This is a genomic window from Acinetobacter sp. YH12151 (genome assembly GCF_013418355.1).
Taxonomy (GTDB): domain Bacteria; phylum Pseudomonadota; class Gammaproteobacteria; order Pseudomonadales; family Moraxellaceae; genus Acinetobacter; species Acinetobacter pseudolwoffii.
In genome coordinates this window covers 1-17,971 of record NZ_VPCG01000036.1, presented here as the reverse complement: position 1 = coordinate 17,971, position 17,971 = coordinate 1, and the positions used below count along the sequence as shown (strand labels likewise).

Annotated in this window: 21 protein-coding genes; 11 read left to right on the top strand and 10 right to left on the bottom strand. The window is 45.6% G+C overall.

Features of this window, described 5'->3' with window-relative positions; genetic code table 11:
- A complete protein-coding gene (gene lnt / locus FTU82_RS12260; protein ID WP_180101392.1) occupies positions 1 to 1,560 on the bottom strand; it encodes an apolipoprotein N-acyltransferase in 1,560 nt (519 codons plus the stop codon).
- Positions 1,557 to 2,396, bottom strand: a complete 840-nt coding sequence (locus FTU82_RS12255; protein WP_005095361.1) for an HlyC/CorC family transporter — start codon at positions 2,394 to 2,396, stop codon at positions 1,557 to 1,559. The genes lnt and FTU82_RS12255 overlap by 4 nt, the downstream gene beginning before the upstream one ends.
- Positions 2,397 to 2,598: 202 nt before the next feature.
- Between FTU82_RS12255 and tusA the strand changes: the two genes are divergently transcribed.
- Positions 2,599 to 2,859, top strand: coding sequence for a sulfurtransferase TusA (tusA, locus tag FTU82_RS12250; RefSeq protein WP_100329307.1), 261 nt, complete (start codon positions 2,599 to 2,601; stop codon positions 2,857 to 2,859).
- 229 nt (positions 2,860 to 3,088) lie between these two features.
- Here the strand turns inward: tusA and FTU82_RS12245 are convergent, their stop codons facing one another.
- Positions 3,089 to 4,801 carry an electron transfer flavoprotein-ubiquinone oxidoreductase gene (locus tag FTU82_RS12245; protein ID WP_005095364.1) on the bottom strand — a complete coding sequence of 571 codons (1,713 nt, stop codon included), beginning with the start codon at positions 4,799 to 4,801 and terminating at the stop codon, positions 3,089 to 3,091.
- A 186-nt stretch (positions 4,802 to 4,987) separates the two neighbouring features.
- Here FTU82_RS12245 and FTU82_RS12240 point away from each other — a divergent pair, with 186 nt between their 5' ends.
- The 5 genes from FTU82_RS12240 to FTU82_RS12220 all read left to right on the top strand — a co-directional run bounded on the left by FTU82_RS12240 (position 4,988) and on the right by FTU82_RS12220 (position 9,413).
- Positions 4,988 to 5,599: a DUF1285 domain-containing protein gene (locus FTU82_RS12240; RefSeq protein ID WP_005095365.1), complete on the top strand. Its 612-nt coding sequence runs from the start codon at positions 4,988 to 4,990 to the stop codon at positions 5,597 to 5,599.
- A 48-nt stretch (positions 5,600 to 5,647) separates the two neighbouring features.
- Entirely contained in the window at positions 5,648 to 6,520 is an 873-nt protein-coding gene (gene murI / locus FTU82_RS12235; protein ID WP_180101390.1) for a glutamate racemase, read from the top strand.
- Between the two features lie 118 nt (positions 6,521 to 6,638).
- On the top strand, positions 6,639 to 7,667 hold the full coding sequence (locus FTU82_RS12230; RefSeq protein ID WP_005095369.1) for a DUF4062 domain-containing protein: 1,029 nt from the start codon (positions 6,639 to 6,641) through the stop codon (positions 7,665 to 7,667).
- Positions 7,668 to 7,732: 65 nt separating this feature from the next.
- Entirely contained in the window at positions 7,733 to 8,746 is a 1,014-nt protein-coding gene (hemH, locus tag FTU82_RS12225) for a ferrochelatase (RefSeq protein ID WP_005172935.1), read from the top strand.
- 22 nt (positions 8,747 to 8,768) lie between these two features.
- Positions 8,769 to 9,413, top strand: a complete 645-nt coding sequence (locus FTU82_RS12220; RefSeq protein WP_005095372.1) for an MBL fold metallo-hydrolase — start codon at positions 8,769 to 8,771, stop codon at positions 9,411 to 9,413.
- 38 nt (positions 9,414 to 9,451) lie between these two features.
- On the opposite strand, the gene FTU82_RS12215 is transcribed toward FTU82_RS12220, so the two are convergent.
- Both FTU82_RS12215 and FTU82_RS12210 read right to left on the bottom strand, forming a co-directional pair.
- Positions 9,452 to 9,634 carry a hypothetical protein gene (locus FTU82_RS12215; protein ID WP_180101388.1) on the bottom strand — a complete coding sequence of 61 codons (183 nt, stop codon included), beginning with the start codon at positions 9,632 to 9,634 and terminating at the stop codon, positions 9,452 to 9,454.
- Positions 9,635 to 9,808: 174 nt separating this feature from the next.
- Positions 9,809 to 9,982, bottom strand: a complete 174-nt coding sequence (locus FTU82_RS12210) for a DNA gyrase inhibitor YacG (protein ID WP_005095374.1) — start codon at positions 9,980 to 9,982, stop codon at positions 9,809 to 9,811.
- Positions 9,983 to 10,067: 85 nt separating this feature from the next.
- On the opposite strand from FTU82_RS12210, the gene FTU82_RS12205 reads away from it, so the two are divergent.
- Positions 10,068 to 10,712, top strand: coding sequence for an SAM-dependent methyltransferase (locus FTU82_RS12205; protein WP_171063366.1), 645 nt, complete (start codon positions 10,068 to 10,070; stop codon positions 10,710 to 10,712).
- 4 nt (positions 10,713 to 10,716) lie between these two features.
- Positions 10,717 to 11,916, top strand: a complete 1,200-nt coding sequence (locus FTU82_RS12200) for a TIGR03862 family flavoprotein (RefSeq protein ID WP_180101386.1) — start codon at positions 10,717 to 10,719, stop codon at positions 11,914 to 11,916.
- A gap of 157 nt (positions 11,917 to 12,073) precedes the next feature.
- Here the strand turns inward: FTU82_RS12200 and FTU82_RS12195 are convergent, their stop codons facing one another.
- Together FTU82_RS12195 and FTU82_RS12190 are read right to left on the bottom strand one after the other, a co-directional pair.
- Complete coding sequence (locus tag FTU82_RS12195; RefSeq protein ID WP_005095379.1) at positions 12,074 to 12,655, bottom strand: hypothetical protein; 582 nt, start codon at positions 12,653 to 12,655, stop codon at positions 12,074 to 12,076.
- Positions 12,656 to 12,670: 15 nt separating this feature from the next.
- A complete protein-coding gene (locus FTU82_RS12190) occupies positions 12,671 to 13,447 on the bottom strand; it encodes a class I SAM-dependent methyltransferase (RefSeq protein ID WP_100355485.1) in 777 nt (258 codons plus the stop codon).
- A 113-nt stretch (positions 13,448 to 13,560) separates the two neighbouring features.
- Between FTU82_RS12190 and FTU82_RS12185 the strand changes: the two genes are divergently transcribed.
- From FTU82_RS12185 to FTU82_RS12175, 3 genes are all read left to right on the top strand, one after another.
- Positions 13,561 to 14,832: a hypothetical protein gene (locus FTU82_RS12185; RefSeq protein ID WP_180101384.1), complete on the top strand. Its 1,272-nt coding sequence runs from the start codon at positions 13,561 to 13,563 to the stop codon at positions 14,830 to 14,832.
- Positions 14,833 to 14,958: 126 nt separating this feature from the next.
- The gene (locus tag FTU82_RS12180) at positions 14,959 to 15,156 is read left to right on the top strand and encodes a hypothetical protein (protein WP_005172920.1); all 198 of its coding nucleotides are present in this window, start codon (positions 14,959 to 14,961) and stop codon (positions 15,154 to 15,156) included.
- An 89-nt stretch (positions 15,157 to 15,245) separates the two neighbouring features.
- A complete protein-coding gene (locus tag FTU82_RS12175) occupies positions 15,246 to 16,199 on the top strand; it encodes a 2-hydroxyacid dehydrogenase (protein ID WP_180101382.1) in 954 nt (317 codons plus the stop codon).
- A 70-nt stretch (positions 16,200 to 16,269) separates the two neighbouring features.
- Here FTU82_RS12175 and FTU82_RS12170 read toward each other — a convergent pair whose 3' ends face one another.
- The 3 genes from FTU82_RS12170 to FTU82_RS12160 all read right to left on the bottom strand — a co-directional run bounded on the left by FTU82_RS12170 (position 16,270) and on the right by FTU82_RS12160 (position 17,802).
- Positions 16,270 to 16,764 (bottom strand): hypothetical protein, encoded by a 495-nt coding sequence (locus tag FTU82_RS12170; protein WP_100329300.1) that lies wholly within the window; start codon positions 16,762 to 16,764, stop codon positions 16,270 to 16,272.
- A gap of 226 nt (positions 16,765 to 16,990) precedes the next feature.
- Positions 16,991 to 17,380, bottom strand: coding sequence for a hypothetical protein (locus tag FTU82_RS12165; protein WP_100329299.1), 390 nt, complete (start codon positions 17,378 to 17,380; stop codon positions 16,991 to 16,993).
- An 89-nt stretch (positions 17,381 to 17,469) separates the two neighbouring features.
- Positions 17,470 to 17,802, bottom strand: a complete 333-nt coding sequence (locus FTU82_RS12160) for a YaaC family protein (RefSeq protein WP_373685568.1) — start codon at positions 17,800 to 17,802, stop codon at positions 17,470 to 17,472.
- Positions 17,803 to 17,971 lie beyond the last annotated feature (169 nt).

The window sequence follows — 17,971 nt, the reverse complement described above, 5'->3', positions numbered from 1 at the left end:
TTATCTTCTCGACTTAAAACTGACATCCACTTTACGGGGACGGAAGCGCCATCCCACCAGCAAGAGCAGAATCGAGAAGATCATCACCGGCCAATCACTGAGTTTCATATACAATGTTTCACCTTGCATGGCTGGAAGTTCACCCCGCAGTACCGCTTCCTGATCCATCGGGGCTTTTTTCACAATATGGCCATTGTGGTCAATAAAGGCGGTCACGCCGGTATTGGTGGCACGGATAAACCAGCGGCCATTTTCCTTAGCGCGCATTTGCACCATTTGTAGATGCTGCAAAGGTCCTGCCGTGCCGGTAAACCAGGCATCGTTCGAGACCGTAACTAAAAAGTCACTTTGACTGGCATTGCGGCGTGTCAGGTTTGGATAAGCAACCTCATAACAAATTGCGGAACCTAAAGGATGGTTTTTCACATTCAATGGTTTTTGATTGTCCGCACCACGGGTAAAGCCGCTCATAGAGGGATCATTCTGTAAACCTGGCAATACCCAGCTTAACCAGCCTGACAGCGGGATATATTCACCAAAGGGCACCAGGCGCTGTTTTTTATACAAACCATCCGACTCATCACCCGTGGCCATAATGCTGTTGTAATATTTCGGATAACCCGCAGCCTGTGATTCTGGTAAGTCCCAATACGGAATGCCGGTCACCCAAGCCGTACCGGATTTTTCAGCCTGTACTTTCATCGCTTCGAGAAAAGCTTCAATATCGGTCTGGAACATCGGAATCGAGGACTCTGGCCAGACAATCAGGTCACGGCCCCATTCGGTCTTGCTCAGATTGGCATAAATCAATAAAGTTTTTACCTGATATTCAGTCAGCCATTTCAGATCTTGCGGAATATTGCCCTGAATCAGAGAAACCGTAAGCGGCTTTTCATTCTTTGGTTGCACAAAACTCAATTGAGCCGCGCCCCAGGCACTGAATAGTAAAATTGCAGCAGGAACCGCCCAGAACAGACGTCGGTTCAGAATTTCGACCAGTGCACAGGCCAGAATAATCACGACAAAAGATACTCCAAACACCCCAAACAGAGGTGCATAGGCATCTAGGTAGCGTTCGGTAAAGGCATAGCCGGCAAACAACCACGGGAAACCGGTAAAGACCCAGGTTTTAGACCATTCAAACAGAACCCAAAGCGGGGCAAAGGTCAAAGGAGTTTCCGGGAAAAAGCGGCGATAGACAAAGGTTTGAACGGCGCTAAACAGGCCCATCACCAGTGCCATGATCAAGATCATTACAACACTGAGAAATGCACTGGTATCGCCATAGACATGAATGGAGGTATACAGCCAGAATGCGCCCACAAACCATAGGCCAATTCCATAGGCCCAGCCAATTCCAAAGGCCTGTTTGGCACTACGTCCACGCAGGCAGGCATAGAGCAGTGCCGGAGACAGGATGGCCAGCCACCAGTAATGATAGGGAGCCAGTGCCAAACTAAAGATAGCACCTGCAAATAAGGCAATTAAAACAGGATAGATCAGCGGCAACGGTTTTTGCTGTTGATCAGAACTCAACAGCTTGTCGAAATACGCTCTCATTGGCGCACGGCTCGAATTAGGTGAATAGAGCGTGAATCTGCTTCAAGAATGGTAAATTGCCAGTTTTCCAGTTCAATGGTCTGGCCTTCAAGATCGTTCACCAGACCAATTTCCTGTAATAACAAGCCACCCATGGTTTCCACTTCATCGTCAGAAAAATTCGCATCCAGCATATTATTGAAATGCTCAATCGGGGTCAGAGCTTGTACTATCCAGGTATTGGCGGTGTTTGGATCGTTATCCGGAACAATGAACTGCGCCTCTTCATCGGCATTGTCATGTTCATCTTCAATTTCACCAACAATTTCTTCCAGAATATCTTCCAGCGTGACCAGACCCGAGGTGGTGCCGTATTCATCAATCACCACGGCAATATGGGTCTGGGTGTTTTTCAGCATCCGCAGCACCTGATCGGAACGGGCGCTCTCTGGCACAAATAAGGGTTGACGCATCAGTGCGCGAATATCGACTTTGGAGGTTGGTTCGGTCAGAAAAGGCAATAAATCCTTGGCCAATAGAATGCCGACCACATTATCGGTTTGATCGGAGGAAAAGACCGGAAAACGCGAATGCGCAGATTCGACCAACACATGCAGGATATCCAGCAGTTGGTCATCTTCCTGTAAGCTGATCATCGACGTGCGAGGCGTCATGACTTCGCGAATTTTGGTTGCCGGAAGGTCAAGTACACCTTCAAGCATGGCAACAGTATCGGGTTCTAAAAATCGACGTGAATCTTGTACTAATTTTAGCAGTTCGTCGCGAGTTTCGGGTGCAGTTCCCAGCCATTTACGTAAGCCGCGCATACCCCACGACGGGCCTGATTCCTCGTGCATGATTTTTCCTGAAGACTCTTAATATCTAAAAAAACGTGGTTTTATCATACCGCAGAAAATACGCTTGTCTATTGTAAATATGATGTGCAGGCATGATCGTATCAGTCAGGGCTGCGTTTAGTCGTGTGTACTTTGGCAAAGCCGCAATGCCCGAGCGGGATTATGCTAAAATATTTTCAGTCTTCCACTCTTGAGTCTATCGATGCCCCCAACTGAAATTATCCCAAGCCTGCAATTAAATACCCGAGGTTTACGCTGTCCTGAGCCAGTCATGATGTTGCATCAGGCCATTCGTAAATCTAAAGCCGGTGATGTGGTTGAGGTGTTTGCTACCGATAATTCAACCTCTTGGGATATTCCAAAATTTTGCATGCACTTGGGACATGAATTGCTGTTGCAGGAAGAGTGTCTGGATGAAAACGGCAATAAAGAATTTCATTATCTGGTGAAAAAGGGCGGCTAAATTGGCCGAATTTTTTTTGAAATTTATGATCTGATAAGAGTTCCTATTCGATCTTAAAAATAATATTATCGCCATTCTCCAGAAAATAAACCCGCTTTCGAGCGGGTTTATTTTGTTCTCATGAGAGCTTAAATATTCGGATATGAGAACTTGCGGAATATATTCCTCATTCGCAAGATTACCCTAACATTACATGTTAGGGTATGAGCTCGCGCAAGGACTATCCGAATTACATGTTAGGGTAATTAGGACCACCGCCACCTTCCGGTGTTACCCAGGTGATGTTCTGAGACGGATCTTTAATGTCACAGGTCTTGCAGTGTACACAGTTGGCTGCATTGATCTGGAAACGTTTTGAACCGTCATTATTTTCCATGATTTCATAGACACCCGCCGGGCAGTAACGCTGCGCCGGTTCATCCCATTTAGGCAGGTTTACTTCAACCGGAATAGAGGCATCGGTCAGCTTTAAATGCGCAGGCTGGTTTTCTTCATGCACGGTATTCGATACAAATACAGAAGATAAACGGTCAAAAGTCAGCTTGCCATCCGGTTTTGGATAGTTTGGCTTGAAGCTTTCAGCGGCTTGGGTTTTCAGTGCAGCATGGTCTTGCACCAGATCATGCAGGGTAAATGGTACTTTGAACACGTTCTGGTCGATAAAGTTAAATGCACCACCCATCCATTGACCGAACTTGTGCATCGCCGGGCCAAAGTTACGTGAATTGTATAACTCTTCTTTGAGCCAGCTGTTGTTGAACTTGTCGGTATAAGCGGTGAGTTCCTTAACAAAGAAATCGTCACCCTCAACCACACGTGCAATCGCCAGATCACCGCCTTTTTCCACACCAGCCGCAATCGCTTCAAATACCGCTTCACCGCAGAGCATGCCGGATTTCATTGCGGTATGTGAGCCTTTGATTTTGGCAAAGTTCAGGAAGCCGGCATCATCACCAATGAGTGAGCCACCCGGGAAAGTGAACTTCGGTAACGAGTTAAAGCCACCTTTGGTCACGGCACGGGCGCCATAAGAAATACGCTTGCCGCCTTCTAAATACTGCTTGATTAAAGGATGGGTTTTCCAGCGCTGCATTTCCATGAATGGATACATATGCGGGTTGGTGTAGGACAGATCCACGATCATGCCCAAAGTCACTTGATTGTTTTCAGCATGATACAGCCACCAGCCGCCTGAAGAACCGGTTTCATTCAATGGCCAGCCGGCGCCGTGCATCACCAGACCCGGTTTGTGCTTGGCAGGATCAATCTCCCAGAGTTCTTTAATGCCGATCCCGTAATGCTGTGGATCTGCATCTTTGGCCAGATTGAATTGTTCAATCAGACGTTTACCGAGGTGACCACGACAGCCTTCAGCAAAAATCGTATATTTGGCATGCAGTTCATAACCCGGAGTAAAGTTATGCGTCGGTTCGCCATCTTTACCAATGCCCATGTCACCGGTCTGGATGCCTTTTACCGTACCATCTGCATGATACAGAATGTCTGAGGCGGCAAAGCCCGGGAAGATTGAAACTTCCAGTTCTTCTGCTTTTTGGCCTAACCAGCGCACCACATTGCCGAGCGAGATGACGTAGTTGCCATCATTGTGCATGGTTTTTGGCACCATCCAGTGTGGTGCTTCTTGTGATTTTTCATCTGAAAGCAGGAAGAAGGTTTTATCTTCAGTCACCGGCACATTGAGCGGCGCACCTTGTTCTTTCCAGTCCGGGAACAATTCATTGATGGCACGCGGTTCTAGCACAGCACCAGACAGAATATGTGCGCCAACTTCGGAGCCTTTTTCTACGACACAAACGGACAAATCATTTAAGTTGTTTTCAATTGCAAGTTGACGGATTTTGATCGCAGCAGATAGACCCGCAGGGCCTGCGCCGACGATGACGACGTCAAACTCCATCGATTCACGTTCGATGTGTTCCATGTAGGACTCCTCATATTACTATTCGGTGGCAACCATAATCGGATGATTGGGTGCTGCCATAAGTGTTCTTGGTTCCTAGACACAAAAATACTGGTGTCTTTGATAATCTGGGCTAGTATAGTTTTAAACCGAGTTTTAGCCAATTGGCTGAAACATATTATTTTTCCGTCATTAAGGTCTTCTTTTATGGATAAGCCAGTACCCAGCAAACATCTGACGAAAAAAGTAACTTCTCCTGATGATAAAAATTTAATGGATATCGCGCAATACTTAAAAGATGCACAGGGCGGTCACAAAAGGTCAATTCCCCCTTTGGAGCAATGGCAGCCAAAGCATTGTGGCACAATGGATCTGAAGGTTTTGGCCAATGGAGAATGGTGGCACGAAGGTCAATTGATCAAACGCCAAGCCATGATTGACCTGTTTGCAACCGTCCTTTGGAAAGAGCAGGGAAAATTCTACCTAAAAACACCGGTAGAAATGATTGAAATTGAAGTGGAAGATGAACCTTTATTGGTCAATCAGGTCGATCAGGTCGAGATTAATGGACTGAGCTATTTGCAACTGGGCACCACAACCCAAGACCTGATTATTGTGGATGCCGAACATCCGATCTTTATGCGTGAATATAAAGATGAGTTGCGACCTTATGTGCATGTGCGTTTTGGGATCAATGCCCTGATCCAGCGTGCCGCATTTTTGCATCTGGTCGAGATGGGAGAGCTTGATGAAAATCCGGCAGGTGAAGCTGTTTTAAGTTTGAAAAGTGGCGATTTAGACTTGCATTTGAGCACCTGAGGTTTAAGCTTGGTCGCTAGAGTTTTTGACACCGCAATTCAGACCGTTATGAGCGCCATTCAACCCATTTCCCCGCTATTAGACCCGATGCCCAACGCAACAGCAGATGCGCCGATTGGTATTTTTGACTCGGGCGTAGGCGGCTTATCGGTGGCTCTGGAAATTGCCCGCCATCTGCCGAATGAACGCTTTGTCTATTATGCCGATACTGCACATGTGCCTTATGGCCCGAGAGATGATCAGGAAATCCGTAGCCTGACTGCTCAGGCGATTGAATGGCTGTATCGTCAGGGCTGTAAAGTGGCAGTCGTGGCTTGTAATACGGCTTCTGCCTTTAGTCTGAATTATTTGCGTGACTATTATGGCGAGAACTTTCCAATTATCGGTTTGGTGCCAGCACTTAAACCTGCAGTCTTGAATACCCGGTCGAAAACAGTTGCGGTCTTGGCAACACCGGCCACTTTTCGCGGGCAGCTGATTAAAGATGTGATCTCCCGTTTTGCCGAACCGGCTCAGGTTAAAGTCCTGCCTGTGACCAGTCTGGAACTGGTACCTTTTGTTGAGGCTGGAGAGCAGATGAGTGAAGCCTGTTTACAGACATTAATAGAGATTTTACAACCGGTTGTGGATCAAGGCGCTGATTATTTAGTGCTGGGATGTACGCATTACCCCTTCCTAAAAGCGTCAATTCAGTATATTTTTGGTCAAAAGCTGACATTAATTGACTCAGGATTCGCAGTTGCGAGACAAACGGCCCGAATTTTAATTAAAAATGAGTTATTATTTGAGCATGAGTGTAAAGAAAGCATGAAAATTGAATTGGTGGTGAGTGGGCAGAATGCTGAACAGCTCCGGCCGGTTTTGCAGCACCTGATTCCTGCCGGTTTAAAATGGCAGATCAGTAATATGAGTGCAGTTTAAAACTCATTTTTATAATTTTAAAAGAACGATATTTTTTCATTTTGGGGTGGTCATATTGTGTCAAAATGCATGAATTCATGCATTTTTTATGCAAATGTACAGGAGAAGAGGATAGCCCATGCTGGATAAACGATACCAAGTGTTCATCTCAACCTCTGGGGCAGAAATGCAGCCGGAACGTATCATTTTGTCTCAAACATTAGTGGGTATGGGGTTCTTCTCTTGGGGACTGGAACAGCGTACGCCGCTGAATACTGCTTTTTCACGCCGCCAGATTGATGATTGTGACTATGTAGTGATTTTGCTAGGCAGTCAGTATGGGGAACAGTCTGTCTCGGGTGTCGGTTATATGCACCTCGAATACATCTATGCAGTGACCAAGCAAAAACCGATTATTGTGTTTATGCATGACGATCCGGCATCACGTGAAAGTTCATTACATGATACCAAGCCGGAATTGCGGGAAAAGTTTAAGGAATTCCGTCAATTATTGCAGCAGGAAGTAGACCAGGTCTTTACTTATCGCAGCTTGCGCGATCTGGAAATGGCAGTACGTTTTAATATGCCGCAAATGCTGGAGCGTTATCCGGTGACCGGATGGGTGCGTCCGCAAAATACCCAGGCGCTGCATGACGAGATTGATCAGCTTAAGGCTAAAGTGAGCCAACTGGAGCGTGATGGTGGAACGGCGGAAATAGATCCGTTCCTGAGTCTGCCTAAAGTATCCATGCATGAAGTTTTTTCTTTTGAATACCGGATGCAGGCTTATCAGGATGGAAACTTTAAGGAAATTAAAGTTCAGAAGAAGCTGACTTGGGCGCAATTATTGGCCCTGCTGGGCTCTACCTTTGTCAATCCGACACCGGAAGAGTTTTTCTCCAAGCGGATGAATGAATATTTAAATGAAAACGGTCTGGAAGATGCACGGGCAGAAATGCCACGTGCACATGCCGTGGCTCGTGCCCAGATGAATATTCGTGCCTTGCATAGCTTGAAAATTCAGATGCGCCAGAATGACTGGATTGTGCCATCAGGTCGGGATGACCGCCAGCGCATGCTCTGGCAGATTACGCCGAAAGCTCAAAAATTACTGGACAGCAGTTTGCTGGATTTAGATCGTACTTTTCAATCTAAGTCAGTGTATTAATCCATATAGAGAATCAATCAAAAACTGTTAAAGTACAGGGGTTGATACCATGACGGATAAACTGAATGTCTTCTCCTGCTAAAGCTAAAGTGACGATTATATTGGCCAACTTGGGTACGCCAGATGCGCCCACGATTCCAGCAGTACGCCGTTTCCTGAAGCAGTTTTTGTCTGATCAGCGGGTGATTGAAATTCCGAAACCCATTTGGCAAATAATCCTGCGTTTATTCATTTTGCCATTTCGGCCTAAGCGGGTTTCACAGGCCTATGCACAGGTCTGGGGAGAGGATTCACCGATGCGTGAAATCCTGTTGCAGCAGGTCAATACAGTCAAAACCCATTTGACCCAGCTCTATCCGCAGTTTGAGTTGAATGTGGTGCCAGCAATGACTTATGGCAATCCGAATATTCAGCAGGTTTTGGCCAGAGTGTCTGAACAGCCGCAGGACCATGTGATCTTATTTCCACTATTTCCCCAATATTCTGCTACTTCGACTGCACCTCTCTATGATGCCCTGGCAAAATGGGTGGTGAAGCAACGCAATTTGCCTGGTTTGAGCATCATTCGGGATTATTATCAACATCCTTTATTTATTCAAGCTCTGGCGCAAAGCGTGCGTGACTATCAGGCAGTGCATGGTCAGCCGGAAAAACTGTTAATGTCTTTTCATGGTATTCCGCAGCCTTATGCCGACAAAGGCGATCCTTATGCCGATCGTTGTCGTATTACCGGACAACTGGTTGCACAGGCGTTAGGGCTGAGTGCAGAGCAATATGCGATTAGCTTTCAGTCACGCTTTGGCAAACAGGAATGGATTAAGCCCTATACCGATGTTTTGCTGGAAGACTGGGCCAAACAGGGGGTGAAATCCGTGCAGGTGATGAGCCCGGCATTCTCGGCTGACTGTCTGGAAACGCTGGAGGAACTGGCCATAGAAAATGCCGAAACTTTTAAATCTCTGGGGGGAGGCAGTTATCGTTATATTCCTGCTTTAAATAGCCGTGAAGATCATTTGCGATTGCTGAACAGTTTGCTACAGGCTAATCTGGATGCATTGACACAAACGCTTGCTCATTAATTTTTCCGAGGTTTTTTGCCCTATGTTACAAGTCAAAATTGTTCCGGTTACTGCTTTTCAGCAAAACTGTTCGATCATTTGGGATACGGACACGAAAGAAGCCATTTTGATTGATGCAGGGGGCGAAGCTGAAAAACTCAAAGCTGAGGTCGAAGCTCTGGGCTTAACCGTGAAAGCTTTATGGCTGACCCATGGACATCTGGATCATGCAGGTGCAGTAGGCGCCTTGAAAAAGGCCTGGAATGTACCAGTAATTGGGCCACATAAGGAAGATGCTTTCTGGTTGGACATGATTCAGGAGGTTTCAGCGCGTTATGGTTTTCCTATTCCAGAAAAAGTTGAAGTGACACAATGGCTGGAAGGGGGGGAAATACTGAAGCTCGGTGATGAAGAATTTGAGGTGCGTTTCGCGCCAGGGCATACCCCGGGCCATGTGATGTTTTATAATAGCAATCATGCCCTGTTATGGACGGGCGATGTGCTGTTTAAAGGCTCGATTGGCCGTACGGATTTCCCGCGTGGCGATCATCAGCAGCTCTTGGATTCAATTCAGCGTGAATGTTTTAGCCTGCCGGATGAAACCCAGTTTATTTCAGGACATGGACCGATCAGCACCATTGGTTTTGAAAAGCAGCATAATCCCTTTATTGCAGGCAAAGCGGGTTAAATATCGACGTGAATCAAAGACCAAGTATCCTTGGTCTTTTATTTTGAAAATGGATCACTGCTAAATTGACGAGTTTGCATGTGAATTAGCCATGCCATAAAAGCAAAAAGCACACCCAGTACAATAAACAAGCTATCTTGTTGGAAAATACCGACTCCCAGAGAGAGAAGTGCCAGTAGACCCACCCCAACTAATATGACTTTTAAAATAATATAGTTCATATTATTGCTCTAAAAATAATGTGAAGATTTAAAGTAGAACAATAATGCTAAGGCACGATGAATGGTGTTAATTCGTGTTGGCTTTTCAGGGTGATTTTATAAACTTTATGTGATTTTTGGCTAATTTTCTACATAGTCTTCAGTTCAGAAATGTTTTTTTACTGTACAGAACTTCTAATCCTCAGAAGTGTCCGCCTGCGGTGCATCTTGAGTGGGCAAGCTATATTCTTCATTGGCCCATGCGCCCAGGTCAATCATCTTGCAGCGTTCTGAACAGAAAGGACGGAAATCATTCTCTTCCCAAGTCGTCAGTTTGCCACAGCGCGGACAGTTTAAAGTAGTGGGCATGAGATCAACTCCAAAGAAAAATAAAGCTTCGATTAGGCAAATATAGCCGCACTTGGTAGACTTATGCGGTTTTTATTAGTTTGATCTGATTATGCCGATTCGTCAATTTCAAGCACAGCGTATGCATGCACCCCGTGATTTTCAAAGCATCAGTCCTGAAGCGGTCTGCATCGAAGTCGGGGCGGGTAAAGGCAAACATGCTTTGTTATTTACCAAGACCCACCCCGATACTCAACTGATTGCGATTGAACGTACCCGCGAAAAATTCCTGGCCATGCAAAAACAGCACGGGATTGAAGGTCAGGCCAATTTACAGACCGTTCATGCCGATGCTTTGCCGTGGATCGTGCATGCATTGTATCCAGAGCAGGTAGAACAATTCTTTATTTTGTATCCAAATCCTGAACCGCATAATCCGGCGCAGCGCTGGGTCAATATGCCATTTTTTGAGTTTTTACTTTCCCGTTTAAAGACGGGTGGAACCATTACACTGGCCAGTAATATTCCTGCTTATATCGAAGAAGCAGAACAGCAGGCGGAACAACTGTGGAAATTGCCTTTTATTAAAGAAGTCATTGCCCAGGATTCAGCACGCACCCATTTTGAAATTAAATATCTGGAACGTGGGGAATTGTGTCAGCAACTTATTATTACTAAACCTGAAGCTTATGTGACACGGTTTGATGATTTCCAGCCTTTGCAAGGGCAGAATGCTAGCATCGCGGAATAATCAGATGAGCAAACGTATTGCCATTGTTGGCGCTGGCCCTGCCGGGTTAATGGCCGCAGAAGTCCTTAGTCAGTTTGATTATGAGCTGTACGTCTATGAGCAAAAACCGTCTGCTGCACGTAAATTTTTGATGGCAGGCAAAACCGGCCTGAATATCTCTCATGCGGAACCGGTTGAGCAATTTGTGCAGCGTTATGATCAGGTGGACTGGTTGTCGCCATGGGTCAAACAGTGGGATGCTGTCTGGATTCAAAACTGGATGCAGGAACTAGGCATTGAGCCTTATATTGGTTCATCCGGTCGGGTATTTCCCACAGAGATGAAAGCTGCTCCCTTGCTGCGTGCCTGGCTCAAGCGCTTGGCCAGTCATGGCATCCAGTTTCATTACCGGCATAAAGTCAGCCGCCTGCATCAACAACAGCTTGAGCTGCACGATCTAAAAAATAATGAACTTCGCACTGAAAAATTTGATGCGATTATTTTGGCCTGTGGCGCAATATCCTGGTCAGAACTGGGCAGTGACGGCGCATGGCAAGCCTGGTTAAAACCCGATGAGATTGAAGTTTTTCAGGCCAGTAATGCCGGGGTGGAATATCCATGGTCCAAGTTCATGCAGCCAGTCTTTGGTCAGCCTTTAAAACGTGTAGAAGCCTGGGTCGGGCAAGGTGAAAAAACCACGGGTGACATTGTGATCAGTCATTATGGGCTTGAAAGTGGTTTGATTTATAAGCAGGGAAGAGGTTTACGCGAACAGCTAAAACAAGGTCAGCAAATGCAACTGAGTCTGGATTTATTTCCTGACCAAAGTGTGGGGCAATTGGCGAAAAAATTACAGCCGACTAAGAAGCAGTCTTTAAGCAATGTTTGGCGTAAAGCCGGATTGGATGGTGCCAAAGCGGCTTTGGTGCGTGAACTGGTGGCCAAGACTTGGTGGCAAGATGCTGCTGAATTAGCCAAGCAGATAAAACATTTGACCATTCCACTTACAGGCTTTCGTCCGATTGAAGAAGCGATTAGCTGTGCAGGTGGGGTCAAGCGTGAAGTGCTGTCGGAACAGCTGCAACTTAAATCCAATCCGTATGTATTTCTTTGTGGGGAAATGCTGGACTGGGATGCACCGACTGGAGGTTATCTGCTGACAGCCTGTTTTGCTACAGGCCGGGCGGCAGGTCAAGGGGTGCATCAGTTCCTAAAGGCCAGCTAAGTCATTTTATGCTGAGGGAGAAAAAGCCCTTATTCTGAAATGCAGACCAAGCCTGGACAGTATCATGCTTATTCAAGGTGCCTGTATGCACCCGTTGAGCTTAGATGTTCGCTGTGTATTTTAGTCAAGCTGGGTGCAAGCAATGAGCTCGATGGAATTAACTGGCTGGGCGGGCAGGTGCTGTGTTGGCATTCAGATCCGGATATTGCGAACGCCAGCGTTCTAGTTGCTCTTGCGCATGCAGATATTTCCCTAAACCTTTGACACTTTCACTGGCCTCATTCACTGTTTTGGTTTGAGTCTCAGGACTATTTACCAATTTGTCCTGATGTTGCCAATATTGATACATCATGCCCTGAATATAACGGCCCTGTTCGGTTTTCAGTTCTAAATCCTTCAGCATATTCAGGGCTGACTGTACATGATCGCGCTGGCGTTGCTGAATAAACTCCGGACTCAAGCTATCTTCATCACGCATGCTGTTTAATTCTTTTTCCAGCTCCGCACTCATTTCCTGAAAACGTTGCTCATAATCGGTCAGTACTGCAATATCATGTGGATCCTCAGTGGTTTTGGGAAAGTCTTTCAGCGGCTCGGTTTTCAGTTCCTGCATCACCTGATCTGAAGCCGTGCTGTCTGCAGCCGGTTCGGTACTTTCCGATGTTTTCTGGTCACATGCCATGAGCAGCATGACTGCTGCAAACAGGGCAGTGCGTGTCATTCCTGATATTTTATGCATGATTGACTCCTGTTTTTAATTAGTTTTTTTAAATACGTATATATGGGTAATATAAGGAAAATCAATCATTTCCTCTATACCTTTGGCTGTATAGTCCCAGATAATCTGTTCAAACTGTTGTTTGAGCTGTGCTTGCCGGGATGCCGGCATGGCTGCAATAAAGCTGGTCGAGAGTAGCCGTTTTGATACCACCTGCTCCACACTGCCATGGTGTTGCCGGGTCATGCTGGTTTCTGCATACGGCTGAAACAGGGTTTGTTGTTCAAACACCTTGCGCCACGCTCCGCTATGATAACGCGGGGTATCACCTTCTAAGGGGGCGATACAATCTGCCAGTGCCTGAACCCAGTCTACCCGGGTATCCCGCTGATTCCAGACCAGAACCAGATAAGCATCGGGTTTTAGGACTCGGTTGAGTTCCTGTAAGGTCTCTGCATTCGCAAACCAGTGAAATGACTGTGCACAAAATACCGCATTCAGGCTATGATCAGGCAAGGGGAGTTGATGGCTCAGGCCTTCAACAGCCTCAATGTCCGGATGGGCCAGTTTTAATTGTGCCAGCATTTCCGCAACCGGATCGACAGCGATGATGTTTTTACTGAGCGGGCGTAAATAAGGAATAAACTTGCCGGTTCCACTGCCCAAATCCAAAAGACGCGCATCGACAGGCAAAGTCAAAGTATCGGCCAGCCACTGACTGATCTCTGCCGGATAATCGGGACGCACTTGCTGATACAGCTCGGCAGATGCACTAAAACCCCGTTTTGCTGCCGGATGTAATGATTGTGTCATATTTTGCGCTTTTTAATCTTTTTGATCGATATAAAATAGCATATTCACTTTTTTGACAGCATTCATTGATTGAATTGTTGTGGAAGGGTTCGATTTACCAGCACGGGAAAGTTATGGACAAGCAGATTGTTTTTGAAGATGAGCATATACGCGCGATTTTTATGCCGGGGTCATCTTCAGAATTGATTTTTTCATTTGGCGATTTGATTACCCGTGCCAAGGGCCTCAACATCAATGCAGAAAAGTCGCTACAGAAATTCGAGTTCAATGTTCTGGGTATTATGCCCAAGTACAAGTCCTGGTTCCCGCAAGGTTCCATGTGGAACATGTTAAAGGCAGTGGCTGAACTGATTGCGCCGTTTCAGCAGCGGGTTGCCTATGGTGGCTCGATGGGTGGCTATGCCGCGATCAAGTATTCCCGCGCCTTAGGCGTGCAGCGCGTGGTGGCGATGGTGCCGCAATATTCGATCAATCCGGATGATGTACACGATGCCCGCTACAATATGTTCTATCAACCAGAGCTGAATGCAGGAATGCGGGTTGAAGCCGAAGATATCGATAGCACGTGCGAATATATTATTGTTTATGATCCGTATTGTGCCGAAGACCGTGCGCATTATCTGAAATTACAGGCCCTGATTCCGCAGCATCATGTGCTGCATTTGCCATTTACCGGACATGATGCCATTGCCGTTCTGGCCAGTTCCGAATTGCTGTATGACTTTTTGGTACATGATTACGAACCGAGTTATTTTTACCAGAAAATGCGTCGGGTCAAGAAAAACAGCAAGTTCTATTATCGCAAAGTCATTGAAAATGTCTTGCCACGCCATCGTATGGCCTTGGGGCGTATCCTGAAAAATAATGATCTGCAACTGGATAATCAGTTTTTTGATGCCAGCCAGAAACAGGTGATCTTAAGAGAATTATTGCGAAATAAACAGGTCGATCAGCATGACCTGCTCAAGCTCGGCATTCATGTGAATTTGCCGCAGGAAAATCGTCAGTTGCTTCTGGATCAATATGGACATGGTCTGGTATTTAATGTCATCAGTCATAAAATCGAAAGTTATGCAGAAGGCGCGATTGCCCTGAACCATAAATTCCTGATTCCGATTTATGCCAAAGGCAATGGCCTATTGAGCATCAGCTTGAATGATGAGCGTTATCTGGTGGTGATGAATGACCGGCATGTCATGAAACTGATCAAGGAGCAGGATGAACTCAGTCTGGGCATGCACCCGATTCTCATGAAACGTTATAGCGATTATTATATGTTCAGCTATAAGCACTTGAATTTAAGTACCAATGAGTATGGCGCTGCGGCTTTTATCGATGAAAGTGACAAAAATACGCAGTTTGTGACGCACAATGAGATAAACTAGCTTTATTTTTTAATAAAAAACAATTACTTGACATGTGATTGGCTAGGCATAATATAGAGATAGGCGGTACAAATAATATCCACCCGTACTGCTCCCGATAGTTGAAACGAACCAGGGGGTCTCTATATGATGCAATCTGCCCAGATGATACAAGTCTGTTTCATGGTCGGTTTAGCGCTGCCCAATCTGGCACATGCAGAAAGTGTACATCCAGCCGTGATTATGATGAGTGCATCGATTATTTTCATGATCATTCTGGCGGTGTATGTGATCTATAAAATCCGGCGTTCATTGCGCAATCATCTCGATAAACCGCTGGATTAAGATTGGCAGAGCGGAAACTGCTTGAAAAGCCTCAATGACTTGTTTTAAATGATAAAGATCAATGGTTCAACAGGATTGAGGGAACAGCCATGAAAGCCGTTTATTTAGACTATGCTTCTCTAGACCAACAGGATTTGGACTTTCAGGCACTGCATGCAGCCTTTGATCCGCTTGTGTTGTATCCAACGACTTCGGCTGCCGAGATTGCTTCCCGCGTGGCCGAGGTTGAGGTCATTATTAGCAATAAAGTACTGATTGATGCTGCGACCATTCAGCACTGTCCTGAACTGAAACTGATCCTGATTTCTGCGACCGGCAGCAATAATGTCGATCTGGCAGCAGCCAAAACACACGGCATTGTGGTCTGTAACTGTCAGGCCTATGGAACGTCTGCGGTTGCACAACATACCTTAATGTTAATGCTCAATCTGGCCACTTCATTTCTGTCTTATCAACGTGCGTTACAACAAGGCCAGTGGCAAAAAGCCAGCCAGTTTTGTTTGCTGGATGCGCCAATTGTCGAGCTGGCCGGAAAAACACTGGGCATTGTCGGTTATGGTGAACTGGGCCATGCGGTGGCGAAACTGGCTGAAGCTTTTGGCATGAAAGTTCTCATTGCGGCGCTGCCAAACCGTCCAGCAGATGCATCCCGTGTACCATTTACCGAGTTGCTTGCTCAAGTTGATTTTCTCAGTCTGCATTGTCCACTTACTGAAGACACTCGACATTTGATCAGTCATGCTGAACTCGAAGCGATGAAGCCAAGCGCATTTTTAATTAACTGTGCGCGTGGTGGTATTGTCGATGAAGCAGCCTTGGCGCAGGCGCTGCGTGAGGGTCAGATTGCTGGTGCAGCGACTGATGTCTTAACGGTGGAGCCACCGAAAGAAGGCAATGTCCTACTCGATGCAACAATCCCAAACCTGATTGTGACGCCGCATAATGCATGGGGCAGTGTTGATGCACGGCAGCGCATTGTGAATCAGATGGTCGAAAATATTGAAGCTTTTAAAAATGGCCAGCCGATACGGCAGGTGAATTGATTTTTAACCCTTCTCTTGAAGTGAATATTTTTTGCTGAAAGATAAATAAAAAGCCCATGACGGGCTTTTCTTATAAATCAGTCACTGCATAGCTGGTGGCAGTGCCGGAACCGGATTGAGGCTGCATCTGCGGTGTTGTGGTTTGCGGAGGCGCAGAGGATTCACTCAAAGGCTGTTGCACAATCGGTGCTGCTTGTTGAGGGTTAGCGCGCCACACTTCTTTGGTTTGCTGGATTTTCTGATTGGTTTGTTGGGCTGCTTGCGTAGCTCCCTGATCGACTTTCTGCGCGGTTTCTGAAGCCGCTGCTTTGGTATTTCCCCAAGCACGATCTACACCTGGTTTTACTTTAGCAATGCCTTTTTCAGTCACTTCACCGACTTTTTCTGCGGTATTGATGACGCCTTCCTGAGCTTTATAGGCAAAGACATGCAAAAGATTTGGATTGGTGCCATATGGAGCAATTGGCTTACTGGTTTGTGTTTCTGATTCGGTTGCAGCTTGTGCCAGTGCTGGAATGCAGATTAAAAATGCAGTGCCGAGAATAATAGCTTTTTTCATCATCATAATGTGATCGACCTCGAAGTAGTCAAATAGCGATCTTTTGTTTGATTTTGAGTGTAGCGGATAATTTCACGAAAACAATGAAGAACTGATGGATTCGCGAGCGCTTCCAAGAAGTACAATTTAGCTTTTTTGTAATGAAAGACGGCGCGGTGAGATATGAAACCGGTTTTTATTTATTTTAGATAAAGAATTGCCCCATTTTCTGAATAAAAACAGGGCAGGATGCTTAGTCACATTGAGTTAATGCATCTTTGGCAAAGTGATGGCGGAGTGAAATAAAGTTTTTTTGTACATTTTCGGCATGTAGATCAAACTTTTGTGCAGTGCTGGTGCCGTCGCGCTGGAAAGTTGCTGAACCTGCATCCATCAGGGTAAGGCCTTTAAATGACCATTGTTCAACGACACGGTTATTGCCAAGATCGCCGGTAAATTCAATCACGCATTTGTCGAGGAACTTGGTCAGTTTTGCCTTGTTGTTGGTGGTTTCTGGAGATACTTCGAGGTTTTGTACTTCCTGTAAGACGCCAACTTCAAGCTGCGGGATTTTTGGTGCAGATGTACAAGCTGTAACTGCGATACTCGCAAGACCCGTCAAAATAAGAGCTTTAAATTTCATATGATTCTTTCTTGTTGAGTGTTGTTAGGTTGAGTATAGGGAATCTATAGAGAAAAGCATATAGTTTCCCATCATTACAACAAGGTAAGCTAAATTGTATTCATAGGTGTAATAGAAGAAAAAGGCATAACACATTCTTTTTCTAATAATATTGAGCATAGTTGATACAAAAATTGATTAGGAGAGAGATTTACAAACTCACTTACAATTGGCCTTAATGTACCCTGCAATAGTTCATTAGCTTCACTAGGTCTATATCGAGCAACAGTACCAAGATAGAACATACATAATAAAGTATAGGATAAGTGTGGTAATTCGGCCGTTTTTAAATCAACGTAATAACGATATCCAGTATTTGTAAGAATAGGTGCAATATCAAATTTACAATATTCTTTTAGGATATTCTGATAAATCGTATTCATATTTTCTCTAGTATAAGGCTTTCGAGACTTGGATCTGTATACGGCTTTGTTGCACAAAGATTTGAAATGCAAAGCGCCCCTAATTGAGCCAAATTTAAGGCGTAACTTGGGTAAGTGGTCGACCTAATTCCGTAAATCTGTTGAGGACTGCTACACGTGCATGAATTTC

Excerpts from the sequence above, each read along its gene's own strand:
- lnt (WP_180101392.1), bottom strand. The coding sequence starts at position 1,560 with ATGAGAGCGTATTTCGACAAGCTGTTGAGTTCTGATCAACAGCAAAAA.
- FTU82_RS12255 (WP_005095361.1), bottom strand. The coding sequence starts at position 2,396 with ATGCACGAGGAATCAGGCCCGTCGTGGGGTATGCGCGGCTTACGTAAA.
- tusA (WP_100329307.1), top strand. The coding sequence starts at position 2,599 with ATGCCCCCAACTGAAATTATCCCAAGCCTGCAATTAAATACCCGAGGT.
- FTU82_RS12245 (WP_005095364.1), bottom strand. The coding sequence starts at position 4,801 with ATGGAACACATCGAACGTGAATCGATGGAGTTTGACGTCGTCATCGTC.
- FTU82_RS12240 (WP_005095365.1), top strand. The coding sequence starts at position 4,988 with ATGGATAAGCCAGTACCCAGCAAACATCTGACGAAAAAAGTAACTTCT.
- murI (WP_180101390.1), top strand. The coding sequence starts at position 5,648 with ATGAGCGCCATTCAACCCATTTCCCCGCTATTAGACCCGATGCCCAAC.
- FTU82_RS12230 (WP_005095369.1), top strand. The coding sequence starts at position 6,639 with ATGCTGGATAAACGATACCAAGTGTTCATCTCAACCTCTGGGGCAGAA.
- hemH (WP_005172935.1), top strand. The coding sequence starts at position 7,733 with ATGTCTTCTCCTGCTAAAGCTAAAGTGACGATTATATTGGCCAACTTG.
- FTU82_RS12220 (WP_005095372.1), top strand. The coding sequence starts at position 8,769 with ATGTTACAAGTCAAAATTGTTCCGGTTACTGCTTTTCAGCAAAACTGT.
- FTU82_RS12215 (WP_180101388.1), bottom strand. The coding sequence starts at position 9,634 with ATGAACTATATTATTTTAAAAGTCATATTAGTTGGGGTGGGTCTACTG.
- FTU82_RS12210 (WP_005095374.1), bottom strand. The coding sequence starts at position 9,982 with ATGCCCACTACTTTAAACTGTCCGCGCTGTGGCAAACTGACGACTTGG.
- FTU82_RS12200 (WP_180101386.1), top strand. The coding sequence starts at position 10,717 with ATGAGCAAACGTATTGCCATTGTTGGCGCTGGCCCTGCCGGGTTAATG.
- FTU82_RS12195 (WP_005095379.1), bottom strand. The coding sequence starts at position 12,655 with ATGCATAAAATATCAGGAATGACACGCACTGCCCTGTTTGCAGCAGTC.
- FTU82_RS12190 (WP_100355485.1), bottom strand. The coding sequence starts at position 13,447 with ATGACACAATCATTACATCCGGCAGCAAAACGGGGTTTTAGTGCATCT.
- FTU82_RS12185 (WP_180101384.1), top strand. The coding sequence starts at position 13,561 with ATGGACAAGCAGATTGTTTTTGAAGATGAGCATATACGCGCGATTTTT.
- FTU82_RS12180 (WP_005172920.1), top strand. The coding sequence starts at position 14,959 with ATGATGCAATCTGCCCAGATGATACAAGTCTGTTTCATGGTCGGTTTA.
- FTU82_RS12175 (WP_180101382.1), top strand. The coding sequence starts at position 15,246 with ATGAAAGCCGTTTATTTAGACTATGCTTCTCTAGACCAACAGGATTTG.
- FTU82_RS12170 (WP_100329300.1), bottom strand. The coding sequence starts at position 16,764 with ATGATGATGAAAAAAGCTATTATTCTCGGCACTGCATTTTTAATCTGC.
- FTU82_RS12165 (WP_100329299.1), bottom strand. The coding sequence starts at position 17,380 with ATGAAATTTAAAGCTCTTATTTTGACGGGTCTTGCGAGTATCGCAGTT.
- FTU82_RS12160 (WP_373685568.1), bottom strand. The coding sequence starts at position 17,802 with ATGAATACGATTTATCAGAATATCCTAAAAGAATATTGTAAATTTGAT.